This window comes from Paraburkholderia acidicola, assembly GCF_002362315.1.
Taxonomy (GTDB): domain Bacteria; phylum Pseudomonadota; class Gammaproteobacteria; order Burkholderiales; family Burkholderiaceae; genus Paraburkholderia; species Paraburkholderia acidicola.
The window spans coordinates 516,533-542,212 of sequence record NZ_MTZV01000002.1; the positions used below are offsets into that span (position 1 = coordinate 516,533).

Consider the following 25,680-nt stretch of genomic DNA (forward strand, 5'->3'; position numbering starts at 1 on the left):
CTTTGTTTGCTCGCCCCCATGACGATTTCGCTCACTTCACACCGATTTGCACACACCGCTGCTGGTCTTTGTGCGCTTGCCTTTGCGACCATCACGCTACCGCTGGCACACGCCACGGCGGCTACACCGGCGATCACCGCGCAGAACGCCTGGGTACGCTGGCTGCCCGGCGCGCTACCTGCTGCGGGCTATGTAACGCTCGCCAATAGCAGCAACAAACCGGTCGATCTCGTCGACGTCTCGAGCAACGACTACGGTAGCGCGATGCTGCATCAAACGGTGTCGGCGGGTTCGACGCAGAAGATGGTGATGGTCGACAAGCTGACCGTGCCCGCGCACGGTAGCGTATCGATTGCACCGGGCGGCTATCACCTGATGCTCGAAGACGCGAAGCACGCGATCGCCCCCGGCAACACCGTGCATCTGCAGTTGCACTTCTCCGACGGCGAAACGCTCGACACGCCGTTTGCGGTCAAACCGCCTGCCCAGCAAAACTGATCGCGCTCGATGAACCTGCTCTACTGGCTCGACCCGTGGGAACCGTCGCCGACCGTGGTCATCGTCATGTTGACCGCTGCGATCCTGTTCGCGCGTGGGGCGCACAAGGCCAAGGTGTCGGTGCGCCGGCGCATCTCGTTCTGGTTCGGACTCGGTGCGCTGTACGTCGCGCTGCATACACGGCTCGACTACTTCTTCGAGCATGAGTTCTTCATGCATCGCACGCAGCATCTGGTGCTGCATCACCTCGGCCCGTTCTTTATCGCGCTGTCTTATCCCGGCGCAGCGTTGCGCGCCGGGATCCCGTTCCGCTGGCGCCAGCGCTTCCTGCGCCCTACGCTCGCGACGCGCCCGGTGCGCGCGATTCTCGACGTGCTGATGCATCCGGTCGTCGCGGTTGCGCTGTTCGTCGGGTTGATCTACTTCTGGTTGCTGTCGCCGATTCACTTTGTCGCGATGCTCGACTGGCGGCTGTATCGCGTGATGAACTGGAGCATGGCTATCGATGGCCTGATGTTCTGGTGGCTCGTCCTCGATCCGCGGCCCGCTCCGCCCGCGCGGCTCTCGCCGGGACGACGGGTGCTCGTCGTGATCGCGGCGATTCCGCCGCAGATCGTGCTCGGTGCGTTCATCTTCTTTTCATCGCGCGAACTGTACCCGGTGTATTCGATCTGCGGGCGCGCGTTCACGTGGCTTAGCCCGATGCGCGATCAGCAGATCGGCGGTCTTCTGCTGTGGATTCCCGGTTCGATGATGAGCGTGATCGGCGCCGTGTTCGCGCTGCGCAATTGGATGCGACTGTCGGCACGGGCACGGCTGCGCAGCGGGCATATCGGGCGGGCTTCGTCGCTCACGTCGAACGCAGTGGATACAACGAGCCCGCAACCCGCGCGCAGCTGATTACGGCATGCGACGGCGCCGTCCGATCGTTTCAGGTTGAACGCATCCAGACGTGCAGAATGCCGTCCTCGTCGTGTACATCGGAGATCGACTCGAAACCAAACGCCGCGTAGAACGGCTGCAAATGCGCCTGCGCATGCAGACGAATCGGCACACCAGGCCACTGCGCGTAGATATGAGTCAATGCACGTTCGAGCAGCGCGCGACCGATGCCCATGCCGCGAAAATCAGGCATCGTCAGTACGCGGCCGATGCGGATATCGGTGTCGTCGGCGCCGTTGCCATCAGGTAGCAACACGCGCAGATAGCCGGCGAGCGTCGGCCGCGTATGGCTGAAGGTGCTGTACGCGCTCAGATGCCACGCCTGCGTATCGAGCCCGTCGACGTCGCCATAGACGCAGTGCTGCTCGACCACGAACACGGCACTGCGGGCCGCGAGGATGTCGTAGACCTCGGCCGGAGCGAGATCGTCGAACGCTTTCCAGCGCCATTCGAAACGGGAGGTTGCCGCCTGTGCGTCGGCGTGCTGGGGATCGGTCATGGAGTGTGGTCGGGAAAATGCGCGAGGCGTGAGCGGATGGCTCGATTATGCCGGGACCGGCCGATGATCGCCAACTGTACGCGTTGCAGGCTGTCTCGCGGTGGCGTCTTCAAGCAACCCGCTAACGCAGTGCGCTGGCCACATCGTCGTATCGGCTACCATCGTCGTCTCGTACCACTTCGTGATTCACCGCCCTCGCTCCCATGACGCGTACTTCCCTTGTGATCCGTCTGGTTTTCGCAATCTGTCTGCTCGCCGCGAGCGTCAATCACATTGTCGCCGTCGTGCAGCATGGCCCGCTGTGGGACTATGGCTTCGGCTCGCGCGCACCATTCGCGAGCCGCATCTACTGGAGCGCACTGACGCTGTTCGACCCGCTCGCGATCGTGCTGCTGTTCCTGCGACCACGAGCAGGCATCGTGCTGACGGTACTGATCATCGTCAGCGACGTCATACACAACACGTACTATGTTGCGATGGCCGACTTGTGGACTGCGCCGTTCTATCTGTCGCAGGTCGTGTTCCTTGTGTTCGTGCTCGCCGTTGCACCGCTTGCATGGCGCAAGCACGCCGCAGCACGGCAGTAATCAACATCGCGATGTCGCGGCACAGAAAGGAGAAACTTCGATGACGACGCTTCAACGAACCGGCCACCGCTACCGGGACACGGAAACCGGCAAGACGATCGACGTGTGGTTCCCGCAATCAGGCGCGACACTCAAGCGCGGTTGTCTCGCAGAGAAAGTCGGGTTGATAGCAGGCGACTTCATCGACGTCACGATCGAATCCTTCGACACACCGCCCGCCTCGACCGAAGACGCGTACCTTCGGCTGCATCTGCTATCGGAGCGGACCGTACAACCGAACGCGATCAATCTCGACGGAATCTTCGGCTGGCTGCCGAACGTGGCGTGGACCTCGGCCGGACCTGTACTGCCCCACAACGTCGATACCCTGCGCGATCGCGTGGCGGCCGAGTTTCATCACCTGACCGTAGCGTCAGTCGATCGCTTCCCGCGCATGACCGACTACGTCGTACCCGACGGTGTGCGCGTCGCCGACGCGGACCGCGTGAGACTCGGTGCGCATCTGGCCGCAGGAACCACCGTGATGCACGAAGGGTTCGTGAACTTCAATGCGGGCACGCTGGGCGAATCGATGGTGGAAGGCCGGGTGACACCCGGCGTGACGGTCGGCAAAAATTCGGACGTCGGCGCGGGCTCGTCGATCATGGGCACGCTGTCCGGCGGCGGCAAAACGAAGAATGCGATCGGCGAGCGCAGTCTGCTCGGCGCGAACGCGGGCATCGGCATTTCGCTTGGCGACGAGTGCATCGTCGAAGCGGGCCTTTACGTGACTGCAGGATCGAAAGTGAAGATGCCCGATGGCAGCGTCGTCGCGGCGAGAACGCTATCGGGTCGCTCGGGATTGCTGTTTCGCAGAAACAGCCAGACGGGCGCAGTCGAAGTGCTCGCGACCGACTCATCCCGTTGGGGAGGATTGAACACCGCGCTGCATAGCAACGACTAGATCGATGCGCGATGCGGGACGCTGCGCCATGCGGCATCCCGCGTCATGCATTTACAGCAGTGACTTCCCTTGCGACAGGATCTTGTCGCAGACCTGCTTCGTGACCTGCTCTTTCAGGCCGCCACCGCTCAGGTCGACCTGCTTGCCGTTGCTGCCGCTCAGGATGCCCTGGGAGCCCTGGGTGTAGCCGCTATCGGAAGTGGACGAACCGCCGGGCAGCTTGCTCATCAGCGAGTCCTTGACGGACGACGCGCTGTCGCCGCTCAGGTAATTGTTCTTGATGCAGAACTGCAGTATGCCGGCGACGTTACCGGTGCTGCCCGAGGTCAGCGACGACCCCGGCAATGAGCTGCCGAGCCCACCGAGATTGCCAAGGCTGCCCAGTCCACCAGAAGACGAACTGTTCGACCCGCCCCCTGGCAGCAGATTGCCGAGTTGCGCATGCGCGGCCGAGAACGGCAGCAATGCCGCGAACAGGATTCCTGCAGCTGCGGTGCGATACGTGCGTACTTTCATACTCATCCTCCTTGGGTCGGCTGAAGTTGTTTCTACTTACTATAGTGCTTTTGACACCTACGACCGGCACGGACCCGTACGGTTCAGTCGAATTGTGCTGCTCGTGATCCGAAGTACGTCGATCGTCACGCACGTCGGATCTGAACATGAGACTCACGGGTACTCATAGCGCATAGGCAGACCGTATTCGTCGATTCGCGGGTCTGCCAGGTACCCGCAACACCCGCGCCCCGACGAACGATGCTTCGTTAGCCCGCGCCGACAATTCCGTTGCCATCGACCCGCACACGTTGACCGACGCCGAATTCAGGCGGACGTTGATAGGTCATCACACGCGTCGAGCCGTCGGGCATGCGCACACGGACCTGGTAGTCGGTCTCGCTGCGCAGATGTTGCTCGGCAGTGTTACCCGCGAGGCCACCGGCCAGCACGCCGACAATCGTCGCCGCAGTGCGGCCGTTGCCGCGTCCGAACTGGTTGCCGAGCAGGCCACCGGCCGCCGCGCCGCCGACAGCACCGAGGCCGGTGCCATGGCCTTGCTGCGTAACCGGCGTAATCGATTCGACGGTGCCGACATCGCGATCGACCATCTCTTGCGGCTGCGGTTGAGGCTCATAGCGTGGTGCGGTATGCACCGGGCGCGAGGCCACATGGACGGGCCGTCGCACGACCGGCGCGGCCGGTTGCTGGACCACAGGCTGCTGAGCCTGGACCACCTGCGCGGGCTGCACGGCAGGCGTGGCGAGAGTCGCAGAAGCCGCAGCGACCTGTGCGCTCTGCTGCGCCGTGGACGGTGCATCGTCGCTGTGTGCCTTCGGCAGAATGCCGGTCATCGCTGCGATACCGACCGCGCTCGCAAGAATGACGGCGCCGGCCGCGGTTGCGACGAGCGGATGAATACGACTGGATGACTGATTTGCGTTGTCCATCATGATCTCCGGGCGATAGCCCTCGAGTGAAGATGGAGCGCAGTGTGGATCGTAAGGGGACTGAATTCAACGGCAACTTGTAACGGCCTGTACGCCCGCTGCGCGCGCAGGAAGCCGGCGGTGTGCACGCCATTTAACGTATGTCGACCGCAAAAGGGCGACAGATAAGGATCGGCAAAAATGGCCTGCGTGCATTTAACAATGCTGCGCATGGAACACTTTACCGATGGTTACAATCGACTTACTCAGAACGCAATGGCCAAGCGCTTCACGAGGAAACCATGGGCGCTTCGAACGATGTGTCGACCCCGCCCCCGCTGATCTCTCTCACGATCCAGTCGTTGAAGACCCGCATCGCGTGCGTCGGTGCCTTGCCTTTCTGCATGGTCAGCCAGTAGCTGCCCGAGTCGACCTCGATATCGAACGGCTGGACGAGACGGCCCGCGCGTATCTCATGCTCGAACATCGCGGTCGGTGCGAGCGCGACGCCGGCGCCCTGCATCGCGGCCTCGACCATCAGTCGAGATGAATCGAAGACGGGGCCGCGCACCGGACGTGGCGGAATCCGCGCCGCTGCAAACCAGCTGGTCCAGTCGCCGATGCGATAGGAGCGCAGCAGCGTCTCGCCGGCGAGATCGCCGGGCACCTTCAGACGTCTCGCGACCTCAGGAAGGCACAACGCGGACAACGGCGCATCGAGCAGCTTCAGCGCCAGCGAACCGGGCCACGTGCCGTCGCCGAAACGGATCGCGAAATCGAGCCCTTCGGTCGCGAGATCGACGACGTTGTTGTTCGTCATGAGACGCAACTCGATGAACGGATGCGCGACGCGAAATGCCGTGAGTCGCGGCATCAACCAGCCGACAGCAAACGTACCGACCACGCCGACCGTCAGCACCTCGTGAAAGCGGCCGTTCTCGAATTGCCGCAGCACCGCTTCCATGCGATCGAATGCTTCGGTCAGCACGGGACAGAGCGCAAGACCCTCGTCGGTCATCGCGAGTCCGCGCGGCAAGCGCTTGAAGAGCGCCGTGCCGAGCCGCGCTTCGAGCATCCTGACCTGCTGGCTGATCGCGGCTTGCGTGACGCTCAGTTCAAGCGCCGCCTTGGTAAAACTCAGATGTCGCGCTGACGATTCGAACGCGCGAAGCGCATTGAGCGGTAGCTGGAGTCGCATGGGCTGGCATTAGCTTTTCTTGTGGGTGCGTCAATTTATCATCGTTTGTCGGCGGGACGGAGAACGGCGATAGTTCGAACTGCGGCGCACTGGTTCAGCAAGTACCCGGTCGCCGATAACGCTGTCACGGAGAGGAATCGATGCACCTGAGACGCTTTTTGTTGAGCCTTGTAACGATCGGACTCGCGGCTTCCTCTGCGCAGGCCAGAACGATCTGCACGGTGATGGCCGACGCCGGATCCCAGAAAATCTTCATGCAACAAGGCGAGTGCAACGAACGCGTGACGTCCGCGTCCACCTTCAAGATCGCGATCAGCCTGATGGGTTTCGACTCGGGCTTTCTAAAAGATGCGCATACTCCGGCGCTGCCGTTTCGCGAGGGCTACCTCGACTGGGGCGGTCCGGACTGGCGTCAGACAACGGACCCGACACGATGGATCAAGTACTCGGTAGTGTGGTTCTCGCAGCAGGTCACGCAGTCTCTTGGCGCAGCGCGTTTTCAGCAGTATGTCGATGCGTTCGAGTACGGCAATCGGGATCTGTCCGGCGACCCGGGCAAACACAACGGTCTCGTGCACGCGTGGATCGATTCTTCGCTGCAGATCTCCCCGCTCGAGCAAGTGTCGTTTCTGGAAAAGGTCGTCAACCGGCGGTTGCCCGTCAGCGCGCACGCGTATGACATGACGAACCAGATTACGGAAGTGGCCCAGTTGCCCGGCGGCTGGGACGTACACGGCAAGCCCGGCGCCGGTTTCCCGCGCGCAGCGGACGGCACCGACGATACCGCTCACGGCTATGGCTGGTTCGTCGGATGGGCGACGAAGGGTACGCAGACTGTCGTGTTCGCGCGTCTGACGCAGGATGACAGGAAGCAACCCGGTACAGCCGGTATGCGTACCCGCGATGCGTTATTGAAGGAACTGCCCGCTATCCTGAAGTCGCATGCAGATTGACGCGAGGGGAAAACGCGGCATCAACGCGCGCTTTCGACTAACGCGTGCGACTGGATTTTCGCCTGACTCAGCAACAGTGCGGCAGCTTGCCACGCACGCATCGCCGCGACCGGATCGTTGACCGCGCGCGCTTCGACGGTCGCGCCATCCAGCAGCATCATGTAGACGCTACCTAGTTGCTTCGCGGTATCGGGGGGGACGACATCGGCGAGCAGTTCGGCGATCCAGTTCACTATCTTTTGACGATAGCGGATCGCAACCTCCGACACCTTCGGATACGTCGTCCCGAACTCCGCCAGCGCCCGTTCGAACAGACAGCCGGCAAACTCGGGCGTGCGAAACCACGCACCGTACCAGTCGAAGATGGCCTTCACGCGATCGGTTGGATCGACGAGCGACGACACGCTTTGCTCGATGCTGTCGACGATATACGTGTAGCGCTGCTCCAGCACCTCCCTCACGAGATCGTCCTTGCCCGCGAAGTGCCGGTACAGCGTCATCCGTGCGACGCCTGAATCGTCGATGATCCAGTCGATCCCGACAGGATGGAAACCGTGCTTCGAAAAAAGCGCGGTCGCGGTATCCACGACTTGCTGGCGCTTGCTTGCGCGCATGGCTCACCTCTCTGGACAGACGGGAGACATCTTAGCATCGGGGGTGGGCGGCACATCGATGCAGACGCTTGCTGGCTGATGGTGGCGAAAGAATCGCAGAAAAAGAAAAGCCCCGACAAGTCGGGGCTTTTCTTTTCTCAACTGCTGGAGGCGCGAGCCGGAGTCGAACCGGCCTGGACGGCTTTGCAGGCCGCTGCATAACCGCTTTGCTATCGCGCCGTAAGCGGACTACCGAACCGTTGTTGTCTTCATTTCAACTGCAACGGTTCGCAGATGGGTGCAATGGCCAACCGGCCTGCCAAACAAAAAGGGAAGCGTTGCTTCCCCGTGTGTCTGGAGCGGGAGACGAGGCTCGAACTCGCGACCTCAACCTTGGCAAGGTTGCGCTCTACCAACTGAGCTACTCCCGCATGGTCCTGCAATTACAACAACGTTCGCCAATCGAGACACGCAGAACGCTGCTTCAAATCTAATCTGGAGCGGGAGACGAGGCTCGAACTCGCGACCTCAACCTTGGCAAGGTTGCGCTCTACCAACTGAGCTACTCCCGCGTTTTACTGCATGTACCCTGCTGCGCCAGACCTGCCCGCAGCGGAGAAACGAGATTATGTATAAACCGCTGAAACGTGTCAAGCCCTTCGAACGCCGCGACTCAGGCGGGCCGGGCGCTTTGCGCCATCAGGCCATTCCGCCGCGCTCGCGAATCTGCGGCCACGCGAGCTTCATGTAATACAGCATCGACCAGATCGTCAGGAACGCAGCCAGGTAGACGAGCCACAGCCCCCATACGCGCGTATCGACGACGATCCCGCCGCCGAACGACACCGGACCGTAGAACAGCAGCATCGGGATCGCCACCATCTGGCAGGCCGTCTTGAACTTGCCGAGCGAATTGACCGCCACGCTCTTCGACGCGCCGATCTGCGCCATCCACTCGCGCAGCGCCGAAATCGCGATCTCCCGACCAACGATCACCAGCGCGATCGCCGAGTCGAGCCGCGCGACCTGCACCAGCACGAGCAGCGCCGCGGTCACCATCAGCTTGTCGGCGACGGGGTCGAGGAAGGCGCCGAACGCGGACGTCTGGTTCCATTTGCGGGCCAGAAAACCATCGAACCAGTCGGTCAGCGCCGCGAGAATGAAGATGGCCGCGGCGGCCCAGTTGCGGTGTACCGGGCTCATCATCATGTCGGGCAGATAAAACACGCCCACGATGAGCGGAATCAGCACGATCCGCAGCCACGTCAGAAAGATCGGGAAATTAAACGGCATGGGCAGGCGCTGCTTCTGACAAGGGAGTTGCAATTGTGCCGTGTCGTCGGGCGTGCCACAAGCAACGTGGCCCGGCGACACGGCGCGGCGCGTCTCGATGGAACGGCGAAGGCGCGGAAGAAGGCTGCATCAATGGAGTTGCCGGTAAATCTGCTCGGCGAGCGCGAGCGAAATGCCTTCGACGCTCGCGAGGTCGTCGATACTCGCCGCCACGACGCCGCGCAACCCGCCGAAGCGCGCCAGCAAGCGCTGACGACGCTTCGCACCGATGCCTTCGAGCTCTTCGAGCCGCGACGTCTGGCGTGTTTTGGCACGTTTGGCACGCATGCCGGTGATCGCGAACCGGTGTGCCTCGTCGCGAATCTGCGCGACCAGCATCAACGCGGCGCTCTCCTTGCCGAGTTCGAGCGACGGCCGGCCATCGGCGAACACCAGCGTCTCGAGCCCGACCTTGCGCCCCTCGCCCTTCGCGACACCGACCAGCATGCCGAGATCGAGACCGAGTTCGGTGAACACCTGCCGCGCGATCTCGACCTGGCCCTTGCCGCCGTCGATCAAGACGATGTTCGGCAGCGTGGCGCCTGGGGTGGTCGGCTCGGTGGTCGATTCAGTGGCAGCACCAGCGGCTGCATCGGTGGCGACTTCGGGTTGCGGCCCAGCTGATTCAGTGACTTCGGCCGCTTCAGAAGCAGCATTCGCCGCCGCTTGCGCAACCATCTTTTCATAGCGCCGCGTCAGCACCTGACGCATCGCCGCGTAATCGTCGCCGGGCGTGATGTCGTTGATGTTGTAGCGGCGATACTCGCCCGACTGCATCTTGTGATGGTGATAGACGACGCACGACGCCTGGGTCGCCTCGCCCATCGTATGGCTGATGTCGAAGCATTCGATGCGCAGTTGCGCGAGGTCTTCGCATTCGAGACCGAGCGTATCGGCAAGCACACGCGTGCGCGCCTGTTGCGAACCCTGCTCCGACAGCAGCCGTGCCAGCGCGAGCCGTGCATTTTGCTCGGCCATACCGAGCCACGCGCGCTTCTGTCCTTGCGGCTGCCGCAGCACCGTGACCTTGTGGCCAGCCTGTTCGATCAGCAGATCGACTAGCTCGCGATTCGCCGGCGCGTGGCTCACCACGATGACCGGCGGCACGCGATTGCCCAGATAGTGCTGCGCAATGAAGGCTTCGAGCACTTCGGCCTCGATGCCGGTCGGCAGGCGCTTACGGCCGGTGCTGGCCGGAACGTCTGCGGTTTGTTTTGAAGCTTCTTCCTCGTCGACCTCGTCGGCGGTATCGATCTCGCTATCGTCTTCGTCGTCGCCTCGTTGCGCAGTAACTGCGTCGGCAGACGACGGCAGCTCCTCAAGCTGCGACAACGCTTCGGCAACGATAGACGCATCGTCCACGGCCGGCGCTTGCGCCTCGTCGTCTGCGCCCGGGCCGCCCTCTTCCAGACTCAGCACGCTCTCGACATGCGCAGGGAAATACGCCTTGTCGCCGAGATGCCGGCCGCCGCGCACCATCGCAAGATTCACGCACACGCGGCCACCCAGCGCGACGACCGCGAGAATATCGACGTCGCTGTCACCACCGACTTCAATCGCCTGCTGATGCAACACAGTCGACAGCGAACTCATCTGGTTACGCACCGCCGCCGCCTGCTCGAACTTCAGTTCGGCGGCGAATGCATGCATCTTCTGCTCGAGCTCGCTCATCACTTCGCTCTGCCGGCCGAGCAGAAAACGCGAGGCGTTCGCCACATCGTGCGCGTAGTCCTCTTCGCTGATCGCGCCGACGCACGGCGCCGTGCAACGCCCGATCTGATGCAGCAGGCAAGGCCGCGTGCGATTGTTGAATACCGAGTCTTCGCAGGTACGCAACTGAAACACGCGCTGCAGGATCTGGATGCTTTCGCGCACGGCCCACGCGCTGGGAAACGGACCGAAGTACTGATTCTTGCGATCGACGGCGCCGCGGTAATACGCCATCCGCGGAAACGTATGCCCTGTGAGCTTCAGGTACGGATAGGACTTGTCGTCGCGAAACAGGATGTTGTAGCGCGGCGCAAGCGCCTTGATCAGATTGTTTTCGAGCAGTAGCGCCTCGGCTTCGGAGCGCGTGACTGTCGTTTCGATACGTACGATACGCGTCACCATCATCGCGATGCGCGGCGACAGCAGTGTCTTCGTGAAGTAACTGGACACACGCTTCTTGAGGTCGCGTGCCTTGCCCACGTACAACACGGCGCCGTGTGCATCGTAATAGCGGTAAACGCCCGGCAGATGCGGCAACTGGACGAGTACCTTCTTCGCATCGAAGGGTTCGTCGGTAGCGGGTGTGCCAGAAGCGGGGGAAACGTCGGTTCGAGTCATGCGGGGTCGAAATCGGCATCGCGCGATGGCGCGCGGTGCAAGCAGATGAACGGACAGCGGTCGCTGCTTTAGAATCGTCAGTTTAGAACATTCCGCACGCGCCCGGCCGCCGGGCGCTCGCCGCCATGTCCTCCGCTCCCGTTTCTTCCGTGCACCCGACCGACACGACACACGCTTCGACCGATATCGCGTGCGACATCTTTTGCGCGGTGATCGACAACTTCGGCGACATCGGCGTGTGCTGGCGTCTCGCGCGACAACTGGCCGGTGAGCACGGCTGGCAGGTGCGCATATTCGTCGACGATCTGCATGCGTTCCAGAAGCTTTACCCCGCGCTCGACACCGCGCGCGCACGGCAAACCGTAGACGGCATCGCAATCGAGCACTGGCACGAACCGACGCATGCGGGAGAAACCATCGAGGTCGCGGATGTCGTGATCGAAGCATTCGGTTGCGAACTGCCGCCCGTGTACGTCGCCGCGATGGCGCGCCGCGAGCGAGCACCGGTATGGCTGAACCTCGAGTATCTGAGCGGCGAAGACTGGGTCGCCGAATTTCATCTGCGCTCGTCGCCGCACCCGCGCTATCCGCTCGTCAAGACGTTTTTCTTCCCAGGCCTCGGAGCCGGCACCGGCGGCGTGCTGAAGGAACGCACGCTCGATGCCGCACGCGCGGCATTCGAGAACTCCCCCGACACGCGCGCCGAGTGGTGGCACAACGCGACCGGCGCTCCGCCGCCAGATGCGGGCGCGACCGTCGTTTCGTTGTTCGCCTACGAGAACCCCGCCGTCGACAGTCTGCTCGAGCAGTGGCGCGACGGTGCCGGGCAAGTCGTCCTGCTGGTGCCGCAAGGTCGCATCTCGGGCGCAGTGGCGCGCTTCTTTGGCGCGCCTTCGATTGCTGTGGGCCAGCACACGTCGCTCGGCAATCTCCGCGCACATGCGCTCGCGTTCACCGATCAGCCAGGCTACGACCAGCTGCTATGGGCCAGCGATATCAACTTTGTACGCGGCGAGGACTCGTTCGTCCGGGCGCAGTGGGCCGCGCGGCCATTTGTCTGGCACATCTATCCGCAAGCCGACGATGCCCATCTGCCGAAGCTCGACGCCGCCCTCGCCCACTATGCCGCCACCCTGCCAGCGCCAGCGGCCGCGGCGCTGAGCCGCTTCTGGCACGCCTGGAACGGCGCCGGACAGCCCGATTGGGCCGATTTCCAGCAGCATCGTGCCGCCCTCGATACCCGTGCAGCCCAATGGGCGCAGGAACTGTCGGGTGTCGGCGATCTCGCTGGAAATCTGGCCGAATTTGCAAAAAGTCAGTTAAAATAAGCGGTTATCCAACGGCTGGCGCCGCACACGCAGCGCCAGCCGTTGGCAATAAACAGAGCAACAGTGGTGGTAACCGCGATAGCAACAGCGCGCAGCAACGGCGAAAGGTCCACCCAGAAATCCGGACCCGGCGAAGAAAATTCGTCGCGCCCCATCGGCCCCCCGATGTGCGGCACCGTTTTAGCGCTGACTGGTCACACGTCGAGAACAGGATTACCTGACCGCAAGAAGCGGTAAAAAAGTGGCAGAAATCGCGGAAGCATTGCGGCAGGCCGGCGCGCGAGGCAAATCGGGCGCTGGTATTGCAAGCCAGCCGTATGCCGTCTCGCACAGTTGAATTCGGGCAATTTATTTCGTACAGGACAGTTTTATGAAGATCGCACAGGAACTCCGCACGGGCAACGTCGTGATGATCGGCAGCGACGCCATGGTGGTGCAAAAGGCCGAGTACAACAAATCGGGTCGTAACTCCGCCGTCGTCAAGATGAAGTTCAAGAATCTGCTGACGGGCGCGGGCATGGAAACGGTCTACAAGGCCGACGACAAGTTCGACGTCGTCCAGCTGGAACGCAAGGAAGTCACCTACTCGTACTTCGCCGACCCGATGTACGTGTTCATGGACGCCGACTACAACCAGTTCGAAGTCGAAGCCGAAATGATGGGCGACGCGCTCAACTACCTGCAGGACGGCATGGCCTGCGAAGTCGTTTTCTACAACGAGAAAGCGATTTCCGTCGAACTGCCGACCACACTGGTCCGTGAAATCATCTACACGGAGCCCGCGGTGAAGGGCGACACGTCGTCGGGCAAGGTGCTGAAGACGGCGAAGCTGAACACCGGCTATGAGCTGCAAGTGCCGCTGTTCTGCAATATCGGCGACAAGATCGAAATCGACACCCGCACGAATGAGTACCGCAGCCGCGCCTGACCGGCGGCCTGACCGGGACTGCCCAGCGGTCAAAATGAGAAAGCGCCCATGCGGGCGCTTTTTCTTTTTTGCGCGACCGTGTATGGTTGAAGCAATCTTTACCGGTCAAATTTTCTAATTTGCCGCCCTCAACCCGGTCCCGTTACCAGCGCAAATATCAAGCAATTGATTTGATTGAATAATTTCCAATGGCATGCTCTCTGCTTATTAGCAGGTCGATCCATCCGACCTTGATTCAAAGGGTACGCCGGCCAGCAGCACGCAACACGTGCCGTCCGGATGAAAAAATTATCGGTTTTCGATTCACTTAAACTTTGCGCTCGCCATGCCCCATGCCCTGATTGTCGAAGACGATCCCAATAGCCTGTCCGGCCTGTCCGCGATCCTCGCTGCCGACAGCTTCTCCGTCGACACCGCCACGACGCTTGCCGAAGCGCGGGCCGCACTGACACGCTTCATTCCCGACGTCGTACTGGTCGACCTGAATCTGCCCGACGGCAGCGGCCTCGACCTGTTGCAACATCTGCCCGCGCAGCCGCCCGGCGGCGCCCTGCCCGTCATCGTGATGACCGGCAACGCGACCGTCGAAAGTGCGATCGAAGGGCTGCGCCACGGCATCTGGGACTATCTGCTGAAGCCGGTCAACATTCCGCGTCTGCGCAGCCTGCTCGCGCGGATCCCGCGTCCTTACGAACTCACCGAAGAAGTCCAGACGCTGCGCACGACACTGCGCCAGCTGGGCCGCTTCGGACCGATGATCGGACGCAGTGGCGCGATCCAGCATGTGTACGACGCGATCGAACAGCTCGCACCAACCGAGGCCGCCGTGCTGATCTCCGGCGAAGCGGGCACCGGCAAGAGCGTCGCAGCGCGCACGCTGCACGAGATGAGCCGGCGCCGCAAAGGTCCGTTCGTCGTATTCGATTGCCGGACGGACATTGCACCGGCTCTCGGCGAAGGGGGTAACCGGTCGATCGAAAGTCTGCTGCTCGGCCACGAACGCGGCGCATTCAACGGTGCCGAGCAACGCGAACCCGGTCTGTTCGAACAGGCGAGCGGCGGGACGCTCTATATCAACGAGATCGCCGAGTTGCCGCGCGAATTGCAGGAGGCCCTGCTGCGCGCACTCGATTCGCAGACCTTCATGCGCGTCGGCGGGACCAATCAGGTGGTGACCGACTTCCGGTTGATCGCATCGACACGCAAGCCGCCGCGCACGGCGATCGCCGACGGTTCGCTCCACGAAGACCTCGGCCTGCGTCTCGAAGCCGCTTCGCTGACGCTGCCGCCGCTGCGCGAACGCAGCGACGATCCGGCGCTGTTCGCCGAAGCGCTTGTCGATGAGCTGAACCGCGCCGCGAACGCGCACGGTGTGGCGGATTCGACGCGTCTCGTGAGTCCGAACTTCATCCGCGAATGCCTTTCATACGACTGGCCAGGCAACGTGCGCGAATTGCAGGAACGCGTACGACGTGCATACCAGGCATCGGGTGACGTGCTCGATTCGCTGCGTGCCGACGAGTCCGGTGCAGCGGGCACGCGCGATCTGAACGGCAGCCGTGTGCAGGTGACGGTCGGCACACCGCTCGCCGACGTCGAAGAAATGCTGATTCGCGCGACGCTCGACGCTGTCGGCGGTACGCGGCATCGCGCCGCGTCGCTGCTCGGCATCAGTCCGAAGACGCTCTACAACAAGCTGCAGCGGATGCGGTTGAACTGATCTTCGTTGCTGGTCTGGCGGCGTGCCAATTGCACGTCGCCAGAGCTAGCGTAACAGCGTCACTGCACTACTACGCCATGACGCTACGCACCAGCGCCTGCGCCTGCTGATACTGCTGCTCCGTCGCGAGCCTGCTCCACTTGAGCGCCTTGCCGCGCGGACGCATACGCTTCAGGCGCCGCTGCGACGCCTTCGACGGCGTGAAGCGCAGCGCATCGAGTACTTTCTCCGCCTCTGCAGGCTGATTGCAGATCAGCACCATGTCACAACCGGCTTCGAGTGCGGCGGTCGCGGCTTCGGTCAGCGAGCCGCCCTGGCGGGCCGCTTCCATTGACAGATCGTCGCTAAAAATCGCGCCGGGAAAACGCAGCTTGCCGCGCAGGATCTCCTGCAACCACACGCGCGAAAAACCAGCTGGCTTCGAGTCGACCTTCGAGTAGATCACGTGCGCCGGAAGCACCGATGTAAGCGCGAGGCCGAGCCAGTCGTACGGCGCAACGTCGTCGCGCAGGATCGCTTCGAGCGGCCGGTCGTCGACCGGCATTGCGACATGCGAATCGGCATGTGCGAAGCCGTGTCCCGGGAAGTGCTTGCCGCAATTCGCCATGCCGGCCAGCGCGAGTCCGTGATTCAGGCTCTTCGCCAGCATCGCAACGACACGCGGATCGCGATGGAACGCGCGATCGCCGATCACCTGCGATTGTCCGTAGTTCAGATCGAGCACCGGTGTGAAGCTCATATCGATGTCGCACGCGCGCAGCTCCGCTGCGAGCACATAGCCGACCGCAGTCGCGACTTTCGTCGCGTGCAGCACGTCCTCATCCCACAGCTTGCCGAGCACACCCATCGCAGGCAGCACGGTAAATCCGTCGGTGCGAAAACGCTGCACGCGGCCGCCTTCGTGATCGACGGCAATCAGCAGGTCTTCGCGCACTTCGCGGATTGCATGCGTCAGCGCGCCGAGTTGCGCGCGGTTCTCGTAGTGACGGGCAAACAGGATCACGCCACCGGTCATCGGGTGCGCGAGGCGGCGTTTGTCGTCGTCGGTCAGCGTCTTGCCGACCACGTCGAGCATCACCGGTCCAGGTGTGGTTTTCATCAGATAGGGCAACAGGAAAGCCAGAAAGAGAAAAGCGCGGCGGGCTTCGCCACGCTGGGTGAAGTCATGTGTTCAATCGACAAGGGGGCCGCTGGATGCAGCCGGCCCGGCATTTTCCGCCGCGGTCTCGGCGATCACGAACGACACCGCGTAATCGTGCTCGTCACTAATCGTCACGCGCGCCGTAATGCCGCGCGTGGCCAGCCATTCAGCGAGTTCACCAGAGGCCACGACGATGGGCTTGCCGCTCGGTTCGTTCAGCGTCTGCAGCGCGCGCCATGTCATCGGCCAGCGCATGCCGAGTCCGATCGCTTTCGAGAACGCTTCCTTCGCCGAAAAACGCGTGGCGAGAAACGCGAGACCGCGTACGGCGGAACGTGCCGTGCGCGCGTGATAGATGCGCAGTTCGTCAGGCCCGAGCACCTTCTCGGCGAACCGTCCGTGCGTGCGCGTCATCACCGCCGCTACGCGGCTCACCTGAACGATGTCGGTACCGATGCCGTAGATCGCCATAGGCCGGGCGTCCGCGTGAACGCTACGCGCGTGCGGCGAGACGCGCGGCGACCATGATCGCCTTCATCTCGCGCACGGCGTTGTCCCAGCCCGCGAAAATCGCATGCGCGACAATCGCGTGGCCGATGTTCAACTCGACGATGCCTTCGATCGCCGCGATCGGTTGCACGTTGGTGTAATGCAGCCCATGCCCGGCATTGACCTTCAATCCCAGCGACACACCAAGCTCGACGCCGCGCACTACGCGCTCGTACTCGCGCTGCTGCTCGCCTGCGTCGTGCGCTTCCGCGTATCGGCCCGTGTGGAGTTCGACGACCGGCGCACCGGCTTCGTGCGATGCACGGATCTGCGCTTCATCGGGATCGATGAACAGCGACACACGCGAGCCCGCTTCGGCCAGTTGCTTGCAGGCCGCCCGCACCGACTCGAACTGGCCCGCGACATCGAGGCCGCCTTCGGTCGTCAGTTCCGCGCGCTTTTCAGGGACGAGGCACACGTCGTGCGGCTTCACACCACAAGCGATGTCGAGCATCTCCTGGGTGATCGCGCATTCGAGATTCATGCGCGTCTTCAATAACGGACGCAGTGCATGGACATCCGCGTCGACGATATGCCGGCGGTCCTCGCGCAGATGCAGCGTGATCGCATCGGCGCCGGCCTCTTCGGCCATCAGTGCCGCGCGGATTGGATCGGGGTACGAGGTGCCGCGCGCATTGCGCAGCGTAGCGACGTGATCGATGTTCACACCGAGGTCAATGGCGTTCGGCGAAGTAAGAAAGAAGCTCATAAGTTCTGCAGGTCGATCAGGATCTGGCGCGTCGCAAGCGGCGTGCCGCCAAGGTAGATATTCAACAGAAAGCGCATCAGCGTTTTGCTTTGCGCGACGGTTTGTGGCCGCTGGTAGTCGTCGCGTTCCATGTCGAGCAAGGTCTGGCCCGCTATCACCGGCCACTGTGTGGGGAGGTCGTCGGTGGCTTCGCGTACGCCGCGTTCGGGGTCGAACACGTAGCGGCCGTCGGCCTCGACGGCGCGCCGTGCGACGGTGCGATCGAGTGCGAGTGCGTAGCCGGTTTCGCGCAACAGCACACGTTCGAACGAACGCAGCACCTGGACCGGCGGTTCGTCGTGCGCAAGACGCGTCATCGTCACGACATAGTGCTGGAACAGCTGCGGATGCGGATCTTCACGCGCACAGAACTTGACCAGCAGTTCGTTGACGTAGAAGCCGCACAGCAGCGCATCGCCGGCCAGCGGCAACATGCCGCCGACCCATTCGGCGCCGGTCAGCGTGCGGACTTCGCCCTTGCCGGACCACGATAACGCAAGCGGCTGGAATGTCTGCAACACGCCGCGCAGAGCCGAATGCGGCCGCTTTGCGCCTTTTGCGACGAGCGCAAGACGCCCGTGATCGCGCGACAGCACATCGATGATGAGGCTCGTCTCGCGATAGGGATAGCTGTGCAACACGAACGCCGGTTGCTCGGCGATCCGGTATTCGGATGCGGTGGCGCGAGGGGAACGACGAACTGGGGTCTTGCGCGTGTCGCCGCTAGAGGTATCAGTCGCTGCGGCGGCATTTGCAGTACCACGCGCGCCCGCGGTCTTTTTCGTCTTGCGCGGCGCGCGTGCGGGTTCCGGCGCGGCCGGTTCAGTGGTATCCGGGTCCGCGTCGGATGGCAGTGTCATCCATGCGTCATTCGTACCCATACGCACGAAGCCCGGCTTCGTTATCGGCCCAGCCGCTCTTCACCTTGATGAAGGTCTCGAGGTACACAGGGCCGTCGAACAGCTTTTCCATGTCGACGCGGGCGTCGGTGCTGATCTGTTTGAGCTTCGCGCCCTTCTGGCCGATGATCATCGCCTTGTGACCGTCGCGCTCGACCATGATCGTCGCGAAGATGCGACGCAGCCGGCCTTCGGTTTCGAACTTCTCGATCACCACGGTGCTCGTGTACGGCAGTTCATCGCCGGTCCAGCGGAACACCTTTTCGCGCAGGATTTCCGCGGCCAGGAAGCGTTCGCTACGATCGGTCAGTTCGTCTTCGCCGTAGATCGGATCGCCTTCCGGCAGGTACGGCCGGACGGTCGTCATCAGGCGCTTGATGTCGTCGAGGTTCTTCGCCGACAACGGCACGATCTCCTTGAACTCGCGCAACGCGCTCACCTGCTGCATGAACGGGAACAGCGTGGCCTTGTCCGTCACGCGGTCGAGCTTGTTCGCGACGAGCAGCGTCGGCGCCGAAGCGGGAATCAGGTCGAGTACTTTCTGGTCGTCGGGTCCAAAGCGGCCCGCTTCGATCACGAACAGCACCGCGTCGACCGACGTGAGCGTCGAAGTCACCGCGCGATTGAGCGACCGGTTCAACGCACCGCTGTGCTGCGTCTGAAAGCCGGGCGTATCGACGAAGATGTACTGCGCGTCGTCGAGCGTGTGGATGCCGGTGATGCGGTGACGCGTCGTCTGCGCCTTGCGCGACGTAATGCTGACTTTCTGGCCAACGAGCGCGTTCATCAGCGTCGACTTGCCGACATTCGGACGGCCGACGATCGCGACCATGCCGCAACGAAAACCAGAGGGAGTGGGAGCGTTCATATTCGGGTTACCGCAAGTTCAGTGGGAGGCGGCGTGCGACGCACGCCGCGTCATCGGGCATCGATCGGATCAATGGCCGGCATCGGCGACGCGCGGCAGCGGCACGTCGGCGGGACCGGGTTCGACTGCGGCTGCAGTTTCAGCGGCGGCGGACTCCGTCGTCGCGTCCTGGGCCGGGTCGCGGCCATTGCGATGCGCTACCGGCTTGTCGACGCCGCGGAGTGCTGCGTCGGCTTTCTCGGTAGTTTTATCAGTGGCTTTTTCCGGCGATTTTTCGATCGCACGGATGGGTGCTGCGTTGTCTGTCTTGTCGGCCTTGTCCGCACGCTCCGCCTTTTCGCGGTCCGGGCGTTCGGCTTTGTCCTTATCCGCCGACGAGCCCGCCGTCTGGCTATATTCAACGTGTGCCGCGCGGATCACGGCCAGCGGTGCTGGAGCCGGGGCCGGGGCCGACGCTGCTGGTGCGGAAGCGGGCCGCTCGGCGGCAGTTTCAGCCACCACCGGCTTCGGCTCGCTGCGTGCCGCCCGCTCGCTCTTGCGATCGGGCGCGCGCAGATCGAGTGCCGTCTGCACGCCGGTCACGCCCGGAACGATCTCTGGTTCGGCATGTTTCGCCGTTCGCGCACCCTTCGAGCGCCGCGGCTTCGCGACGACCGCCGGCGCGGCAGCCATCACCTCGTCGAGCGCTTTCTTCGCGGCGGCCTGCTCGGCAGCCCGGCGGCTCGCGCCCGATCCGGACACCTTCACATCCAGCTTGGGCACCGTACACTCGACCTCGAACTGCTGATTGTGCGCCGCACCATGTGTCGCAACCACGGTATACGTGGGCAACGGCAGCTTGTGACCCTGCAGATACTCCTGCAGCAGCGTCTTCGAGTCCTTGCCCAGCGTGCGGGGATCGATGTGATCGAGGATCGGCACATACAGGCGCTTGATCACCGTCTGCGCGGCCTCGAAGCCGCCATCGAGGAAGATTGCACCAAGAATCGCTTCGAGCGTGTCAGCGAGGATTGACGGGCGGCGGAAGCCGCCGCTACGCAATTCGCCCTCGCCGAGGCGCAATTCGTCGGAAATATTGAGGGCCTGAGCTATTTCGTACAGCGACTGCTGTTTGACCAGGTTGGCGCGGACACGTGACAGATCGCCTTCGTCCAGTTTGCTGAAACGCTGGAACAAAAGTGCAGCTACCGCGCAATTCAGAACGGAATCGCCGAGAAATTCGAGCCGTTCGTTATGCGTGGCACTGTGACTGCGGTGTGTCAAAGCCTGGCGCAACAATTCCGCATTGCGAAATTCGTAGCGCAAACGGCTTTCCAACTGAGATGAGGGCATGTGCAGAGTATAACGCGGGCGCCTCGCCCGGCGGGAACGCGGGACGACCGACGAAAAACCGTCGCGTAGCGACGTTACCGCACGTTCTTAAAGTAGCGTGAGAACACGCCGCAGGTCATGCGACGTGTTTACGTGAGCTCAAGCGAGGCAGAATGCGCGCGCAGTTGTCGCGCGATCAGTGGAAGAAGCCGATGCGTTTCAGGTTGCTGAAATTCATCCAGATGAAGAACGCACGACCCACGATGTTCTGGTCGGGTGCGAAGCCCCAGTAGCGGCTGTCCGCACTGTTATCGCGGTTGTCGCCCATCATGAAGTAGTTACCGGGCGGCACCTTGCAGATGACGCCGCGCGAGTTGTACTGACAGTTGTCGCGATACGGATAATCTTCGGCGCCGACGATGAACGGCGGTACTGCAGGATTGTTCAGAATCGCGTTCTTGCGACCGTCGATGTCTTCTTCGAACTGCTTCGCATAACCGATGCGCTCTTCGTCGAAGTAATCGGGCAGCGCCGTTTCGGGCACGGGCTTGCCGTTGATCGTCAGTTGCTTGTCCTGATACGCAACGACGTCGCCGGGCAGGCCGATCACGCGCTTGATGTAGTCGACCGATTCGTCTTTCGGATAGCGGAACACGACGACATCACCGCGTTGCAACGGGTTGCCCTGCGTGATCTTCGTATTGACGATCGGCAGACGGATGCCGTAATCGAACTTGTTGACGAGGATGAAATCGCCAACCAGCAAGGTCGGCACCATCGATCCCGACGGGATCTTGAAAGGTTCGACCACAAACGAGCGTACGACAAACACCACCAGAATGACCGGGAAAAAGCTCGCCGAATACTCAAGCCACCACGGCTGCCGAAGCTTCTCGTCACGCAGGCGCGCGCGCGTCTGCGGCGCATTCTCGTCGGCGAAGCGCTCGCCCACGCGCGTCTGCTGGCGGTCGAACTCGGCGACTGCTGCGTCCGCCGCGCGCCGCCGTTGCGGCACGAAAATCAGTTTGTCTGCGACCCATGCAATTCCCGTCAAGACGACGAGCACAAAAAGAATCAGCGCAAAATTCATACGGGGTTCCAGTTATCGGATTTGTTTTTGTCGGGCGGTTACTTGTCTTCGACGCGCAGGATAGCAAGGAAAGCTTCCTGCGGGATTTCAACGGAGCCGACCTGCTTCATCCGCTTCTTGCCTTCTTTCTGCTTTTCGAGAAGCTTCTTCTTACGCGAGATGTCGCCACCGTAGCACTTCGCCAGCACGTTCTTGCGCAGCGCCTTGATGTTCTCGCGTGAAATGATGTGCGCGCCGATTGCGGCCTGGATCGCGACGTCGTACATCTGGCGCGGGATGATTTCGCGCATCTTCGCAGCCACTTCGCGGCCGCGATACTGCGACTGTGAGCGGTGCACGATCACCGACAGCGCATCGACCTTATCGCCGTTAATCAGCATGTCGACCTTCACGACATCCGACGCGCGATTTTCCTTGAACTCGTAGTCCATCGACGCATAGCCGCGCGACACCGACTTCAACCGGTCGAAGAAGTCGAGCACGATTTCCGCCATCGGGATCTCGTACGTGAGCTGGACCTGACGGCCGTGATACTGCATGTTGATCTGGCTGCCGCGCTTTTGCGTGCACAGCGTGATCACCGAGCCGACATATTCCTGCGGCATGTACAGGTTCACGGTGACGATCGGCTCGCGGATCTCTTCGATTCTCGACGGGTCGGGCATTTTCGCGGGGTTCTCGACGCTGATCGTCGAACCGTCCTGCAGCAAGACCTCATAGACGACCGTCGGCGCGGTCGTGATCAGGTCCATGTCGAACTCGCGCTCGAGCCGTTCCTGCACGATCTCCATGTGCAGCAAGCCAAGGAAGCCGCAGCGGAAACCGAAACCGAGCGCCTGCGATACTTCAGGCTCGTATTGCAGCGAGGCGTCGTTGAGCTTCAGCTTTTCCAGCGATTCGCGCAGCGCGTCGTACTGGTTTGCCTCGATCGGATACAGCCCGGCGAACACCTGTGGCTTGACTTCCTTGAAGCCGGGCAAAGGCTCTGCTGCGGGTTTTGCGACGTGCGTGATGGTGTCGCCGACCTTCGTAACCGCCAGTTCCTTGATGCCCGCAATGATGAATCCCACCTGACCGGCGGACAGCGCATCGAGATTCTTCGACTTCGGTGTGAACACGCCGGTGTGCTCGACCGGATACTGCGCGCCGGCCGCCATCATCTTGATGCGGTCCTTCGGACGCACCGTACCGTTGACAATGCGCACCAGCATCACGACGCCGACGTAGTTGTCGAACCAGGAGTCGATGATCAACGCCTGCAGCGGCGCGTTCGGATCACCCTTCGGAGGAGGTACCTTGATGATCAGCGCCTCGAGCACATCCTCGACGCCTAAGCCGGTTTTCGCGCTGCAATGCGTGGCATCTGTAGCGTCGATGCCGATCACGTCTTCGATTTCGGAAATCGCGTTTTCGGGATCTGCCGCCGGCAAATCGATCTTGTTCAGCACCGGCACGACTTCGACGCCCAACTCGATTGCCGTGTAGCAGTTCGCGACGGTTTGCGCTTCGACACCCTGGCTCGCATCGACGACCAGCAGCGCGCCTTCGCAGGCGGACAGAGAACGGCTCACTTCGTACGAGAAGTCGACGTGCCCCGGCGTGTCGATCAGATTCAGGTTGTAGGTCTCGCCATTGCGTGCGCGATACGACAATGCGGCCGTCTGCGCCTTGATGGTGATGCCCCGTTCGCGTTCGAGATCCATCGAATCGAGCACCTGGGATTCCATTTCGCGGTCGGACAGACCGCCGCACAACTGGATGATGCGATCGGCGAGCGTCGACTTGCCATGGTCGATGTGCGCAATGATCGAGAAATTACGAATATGATCCATTCAGTACCGATCAAGCAAAAAAGGCGCGCCCGGACGGTTTCGGAGCACGCCTTGTAAGTAGGTGAAAAACCGATCTATTTTAGCCGAAAAGGGGGTCGCCCGGCAGGATTTAGGCTGGCCGGCCCGAGCCGGTGCCTCTCGCAGCCAGTGCCGCGCGCACGCGCGCTTCGTCTAGATGGTAATGACATAGCTCGACGCCATCGCAGACCAGCACCGGCACCCATTCGTTGAAACGCGCTTCGAGCACCGGATCGGCGTCGATATCGATCACCTCGACCTGCGCGCCGAACTCCGCGAGCAAGGGTTCGAGTGCGGTCAACATGTCATCGCAGAGATGGCACCACGCGCGCCCATAGAGCGTGAGCGGTGCCGTTGCCATTATTTCTGCCCAGCCGCGCGCGGGCGGATCGGCACGAACTGCGTGTTGTCGCCTCGCCTGACCAGCAACGCGACCATCTTCTGCGGATCGAGATGCGACGTTACTTCGTCGAACTGTTTGGCACCGGTGATATCCGTATCGCCGACCCGCAGGATGATATCGCCGCGTTGCAGCCCGACCCGCACCGCAGGCCCATCGACGGCATCGACCTGTACGCCGCTGCTCAGCTTCAGCGTTTTCAACTGGTCGGCAGACAGATCACTCACCGCGATGCCGAGTGCATTCGATGCACGTGGCTTCGCCGGCGTCGGCTTCTTCTGGTCAGCCTTCGCGACCTTCTCGGTCTGCATTTCGGCGATCGTGATCGGCAGGTCGCGTGTCTGGCCTTTACGCCACACGGTGATCGTTGCCTTCGAGCCCGGCTTCGTATCGCCGACCATGCGCGGTAGGTCGGTGGCGGTATCGACCGAATGGCCGTTGAACTTCAGGATGATGTCACCCGGCTGCACGCCGGCCTTGTCGGCCGGTCCACCCGGTTCGACGCTGCTCACCAGTGCGCCTTGAGCTTTCGGCAGACCGAGCGAATCGGCGACATCTTTGGTCACTTCGCCGATCGCAACTGCAATGCGCCCGCGTGTGACCTTGCCGGTCGTCTTCAGCTGGTCGGCGACCCGCATGGCTTCGTCGATCGGAATCGCAAACGAGATCCCCATGAAACCGCCGGTCCGGCTGTAGATCTGCGAGTTGATGCCGATTACTTCGCCCTGCATGTTGATCAGCGGACCTCCCGAGTTACCCGGGTTGACCGCCACGTCGGTCTGGATGAACGGCAGGTAGTCGCCGGTGTCGCGCCCCTTCGCGCTCACAATGCCGGCTGTCACCGTGTTCTCGAGCCCGAACGGCGAACCGATCGCGACCACCCATTCGCCCACACGCACCTTGTTCGAATCGCCGATCGTCACCGTCGGGAGATTCGCGGCGCTGATCTTGACGACGGCGACATCGGTACGATCGTCGACGCCAATCAGTTTCGCCTTGAACTCGCGCTTGTCGGTGAGCGTAACGTAAATCGTGTCGGCATCGTCGACCACGTGGGCGTTCGTCATCACGTAGCCATCCTGTGACAGGATGAAGCCCGAACCGACGCCGCTGCTTTGTTCGCTGTCGCTGCCGCTGTCGGGCGCGTCCTGGCTGCCGCCACTGCCACCGCCGCTGTCGCCGCTTCCTCCGCCACTGCCGCCGCCGTTACCACCGCCGTTGCCGCCATTGCCGCCGTTATTACCACCGCCGCGCGGCGTACCTTGCGGTCCCTGCGGCAGGGGAATGCCAAAGAAACGGCGGAAGAACTCGGACATATCACCGTCGTCGAGCCCCGGCGGCAGGCCGCGCATCGTACTGGAGCTTGAGACTTTGGTCGTCGTGCGGATGTTGACGACGGCGGGACCGACCTTGTCGACGAGATCGGTAAAGTCGGGAAGACTGGCCGCGGGCGCTGCTGCAGACGCCGTGTGCGGCACGAACGGCAGGCAAACAGCTACCGCTGCGGCCGCGAGGAATTTGCGCACCGGGAAAGTCGTCATATCGTAGCGA

25 protein-coding genes and 3 tRNA genes are annotated in these 25,680 nt (G+C 62.3%); 8 read left to right on the forward strand and 20 right to left on the reverse strand.

What is annotated here, in order from left to right:
• Positions 1 to 18 precede the first annotated feature (18 nt).
• On the forward strand, positions 19 to 498 hold the full coding sequence (locus tag BWP39_RS04350) for a copper chaperone PCu(A)C (protein WP_096717192.1): 480 nt from the start codon (positions 19 to 21) through the stop codon (positions 496 to 498).
• Positions 499 to 507: 9 nt separating this feature from the next.
• Positions 508 to 1,398: a cytochrome c oxidase assembly protein gene (locus BWP39_RS04355; protein WP_096717194.1), complete on the forward strand. Its 891-nt coding sequence runs from the start codon at positions 508 to 510 to the stop codon at positions 1,396 to 1,398.
• 31 nt (positions 1,399 to 1,429) lie between these two features.
• On the opposite strand, the gene BWP39_RS04360 is transcribed toward BWP39_RS04355, so the two are convergent.
• Positions 1,430 to 1,939 carry a GNAT family N-acetyltransferase gene (locus BWP39_RS04360; protein WP_096717196.1) on the reverse strand — a complete coding sequence of 170 codons (510 nt, stop codon included), beginning with the start codon at positions 1,937 to 1,939 and terminating at the stop codon, positions 1,430 to 1,432.
• A gap of 203 nt (positions 1,940 to 2,142) precedes the next feature.
• Between BWP39_RS04360 and BWP39_RS04365 the strand changes: the two genes are divergently transcribed.
• Positions 2,143 to 2,526, forward strand: a complete 384-nt coding sequence (locus BWP39_RS04365) for a hypothetical protein (protein ID WP_096717198.1) — start codon at positions 2,143 to 2,145, stop codon at positions 2,524 to 2,526.
• Between the two features lie 40 nt (positions 2,527 to 2,566).
• Positions 2,567 to 3,469 carry a DapH/DapD/GlmU-related protein gene (locus BWP39_RS04370; protein WP_096717200.1) on the forward strand — a complete coding sequence of 301 codons (903 nt, stop codon included), beginning with the start codon at positions 2,567 to 2,569 and terminating at the stop codon, positions 3,467 to 3,469.
• A 51-nt stretch (positions 3,470 to 3,520) separates the two neighbouring features.
• On the opposite strand, the gene BWP39_RS04375 is transcribed toward BWP39_RS04370, so the two are convergent.
• The 3 genes from BWP39_RS04375 to BWP39_RS04385 form a co-directional block, all read right to left on the reverse strand.
• The gene (locus tag BWP39_RS04375; RefSeq protein WP_096717202.1) at positions 3,521 to 3,985 is read right to left on the reverse strand and encodes a DUF2501 domain-containing protein; all 465 of its coding nucleotides are present in this window, start codon (positions 3,983 to 3,985) and stop codon (positions 3,521 to 3,523) included.
• A 248-nt stretch (positions 3,986 to 4,233) separates the two neighbouring features.
• Complete coding sequence (locus tag BWP39_RS04380) at positions 4,234 to 4,914, reverse strand: outer membrane lipoprotein (RefSeq protein ID WP_096717204.1); 681 nt, start codon at positions 4,912 to 4,914, stop codon at positions 4,234 to 4,236.
• A gap of 268 nt (positions 4,915 to 5,182) precedes the next feature.
• Complete coding sequence (locus BWP39_RS04385) at positions 5,183 to 6,091, reverse strand: LysR family transcriptional regulator (protein ID WP_096717206.1); 909 nt, start codon at positions 6,089 to 6,091, stop codon at positions 5,183 to 5,185.
• Between the two features lie 140 nt (positions 6,092 to 6,231).
• Between BWP39_RS04385 and blaOXA the strand changes: the two genes are divergently transcribed.
• The gene (gene blaOXA / locus BWP39_RS04390) at positions 6,232 to 7,044 is read left to right on the forward strand and encodes a class D beta-lactamase (protein ID WP_096717208.1); all 813 of its coding nucleotides are present in this window, start codon (positions 6,232 to 6,234) and stop codon (positions 7,042 to 7,044) included.
• A 20-nt stretch (positions 7,045 to 7,064) separates the two neighbouring features.
• Here the strand turns inward: blaOXA and BWP39_RS04395 are convergent, their stop codons facing one another.
• From BWP39_RS04395 to uvrC, 6 genes are all read right to left on the reverse strand, one after another.
• A complete protein-coding gene (locus BWP39_RS04395; RefSeq protein ID WP_096717210.1) occupies positions 7,065 to 7,658 on the reverse strand; it encodes a TetR/AcrR family transcriptional regulator in 594 nt (197 codons plus the stop codon).
• Positions 7,659 to 7,803: 145 nt separating this feature from the next.
• Positions 7,804 to 7,877 (reverse strand) — tRNA-Cys (locus BWP39_RS04400).
• Positions 7,878 to 7,992: 115 nt separating this feature from the next.
• Positions 7,993 to 8,068: transfer RNA gene (locus BWP39_RS04405), tRNA-Gly, on the reverse strand.
• A 65-nt stretch (positions 8,069 to 8,133) separates the two neighbouring features.
• A tRNA-Gly gene (locus BWP39_RS04410) sits at positions 8,134 to 8,209 on the reverse strand.
• Between the two features lie 127 nt (positions 8,210 to 8,336).
• Positions 8,337 to 8,930 (reverse strand): CDP-diacylglycerol--glycerol-3-phosphate 3-phosphatidyltransferase, encoded by a 594-nt coding sequence (gene pgsA, locus BWP39_RS04415; RefSeq protein WP_096717212.1) that lies wholly within the window; start codon positions 8,928 to 8,930, stop codon positions 8,337 to 8,339.
• A 129-nt stretch (positions 8,931 to 9,059) separates the two neighbouring features.
• Positions 9,060 to 11,297 (reverse strand): excinuclease ABC subunit UvrC, encoded by a 2,238-nt coding sequence (uvrC, locus tag BWP39_RS04420; protein WP_096717214.1) that lies wholly within the window; start codon positions 11,295 to 11,297, stop codon positions 9,060 to 9,062.
• A 125-nt stretch (positions 11,298 to 11,422) separates the two neighbouring features.
• Between uvrC and earP the strand changes: the two genes are divergently transcribed.
• The 3 genes from earP (at position 11,423) to BWP39_RS04435 (ending at position 15,273) form a co-directional block, all read left to right on the forward strand.
• The gene (earP, locus tag BWP39_RS04425; protein WP_096717216.1) at positions 11,423 to 12,625 is read left to right on the forward strand and encodes an elongation factor P maturation arginine rhamnosyltransferase EarP; all 1,203 of its coding nucleotides are present in this window, start codon (positions 11,423 to 11,425) and stop codon (positions 12,623 to 12,625) included.
• Positions 12,626 to 12,995: 370 nt separating this feature from the next.
• Positions 12,996 to 13,553, forward strand: a complete 558-nt coding sequence (gene efp, locus BWP39_RS04430; RefSeq protein WP_096717218.1) for an elongation factor P — start codon at positions 12,996 to 12,998, stop codon at positions 13,551 to 13,553.
• Positions 13,554 to 13,878: 325 nt separating this feature from the next.
• A complete protein-coding gene (locus BWP39_RS04435) occupies positions 13,879 to 15,273 on the forward strand; it encodes a sigma-54-dependent transcriptional regulator (protein WP_096717220.1) in 1,395 nt (464 codons plus the stop codon).
• 70 nt (positions 15,274 to 15,343) lie between these two features.
• On the opposite strand, the gene nagZ is transcribed toward BWP39_RS04435, so the two are convergent.
• The 10 genes from nagZ to BWP39_RS04485 form a co-directional block, all read right to left on the reverse strand.
• A complete protein-coding gene (gene nagZ, locus BWP39_RS04440; protein ID WP_096717222.1) occupies positions 15,344 to 16,372 on the reverse strand; it encodes a beta-N-acetylhexosaminidase in 1,029 nt (342 codons plus the stop codon).
• A gap of 72 nt (positions 16,373 to 16,444) precedes the next feature.
• Positions 16,445 to 16,885 (reverse strand): holo-ACP synthase, encoded by a 441-nt coding sequence (gene acpS / locus BWP39_RS04445; protein ID WP_096717224.1) that lies wholly within the window; start codon positions 16,883 to 16,885, stop codon positions 16,445 to 16,447.
• Between the two features lie 22 nt (positions 16,886 to 16,907).
• Positions 16,908 to 17,672 carry a pyridoxine 5'-phosphate synthase gene (pdxJ, locus tag BWP39_RS04450; RefSeq protein ID WP_096717226.1) on the reverse strand — a complete coding sequence of 255 codons (765 nt, stop codon included), beginning with the start codon at positions 17,670 to 17,672 and terminating at the stop codon, positions 16,908 to 16,910.
• Entirely contained in the window at positions 17,669 to 18,592 is a 924-nt protein-coding gene (recO, locus tag BWP39_RS04455) for a DNA repair protein RecO (RefSeq protein ID WP_096717228.1), read from the reverse strand. Before recO ends, pdxJ begins: the two co-directional genes overlap by 4 nt.
• The gene (era, locus tag BWP39_RS04460; protein ID WP_091011588.1) at positions 18,579 to 19,478 is read right to left on the reverse strand and encodes a GTPase Era; all 900 of its coding nucleotides are present in this window, start codon (positions 19,476 to 19,478) and stop codon (positions 18,579 to 18,581) included. Before era ends, recO begins: the two co-directional genes overlap by 14 nt.
• A 69-nt stretch (positions 19,479 to 19,547) precedes the next feature.
• On the reverse strand, positions 19,548 to 20,810 hold the full coding sequence (rnc, locus tag BWP39_RS04465; RefSeq protein ID WP_096717229.1) for a ribonuclease III: 1,263 nt from the start codon (positions 20,808 to 20,810) through the stop codon (positions 19,548 to 19,550).
• Between the two features lie 175 nt (positions 20,811 to 20,985).
• The gene (gene lepB, locus BWP39_RS04470; RefSeq protein WP_091011586.1) at positions 20,986 to 21,879 is read right to left on the reverse strand and encodes a signal peptidase I; all 894 of its coding nucleotides are present in this window, start codon (positions 21,877 to 21,879) and stop codon (positions 20,986 to 20,988) included.
• A gap of 38 nt (positions 21,880 to 21,917) precedes the next feature.
• The gene (lepA, locus tag BWP39_RS04475) at positions 21,918 to 23,711 is read right to left on the reverse strand and encodes a translation elongation factor 4 (RefSeq protein WP_096717231.1); all 1,794 of its coding nucleotides are present in this window, start codon (positions 23,709 to 23,711) and stop codon (positions 21,918 to 21,920) included.
• 109 nt (positions 23,712 to 23,820) lie between these two features.
• The gene (locus BWP39_RS04480) at positions 23,821 to 24,093 is read right to left on the reverse strand and encodes a glutaredoxin family protein (protein ID WP_170043839.1); all 273 of its coding nucleotides are present in this window, start codon (positions 24,091 to 24,093) and stop codon (positions 23,821 to 23,823) included.
• Complete coding sequence (locus BWP39_RS04485) at positions 24,090 to 25,670, reverse strand: DegQ family serine endoprotease (protein WP_096717235.1); 1,581 nt, start codon at positions 25,668 to 25,670, stop codon at positions 24,090 to 24,092. Before BWP39_RS04485 ends, BWP39_RS04480 begins: the two co-directional genes overlap by 4 nt.
• Positions 25,671 to 25,680: the final 10 nt, after the last annotated feature.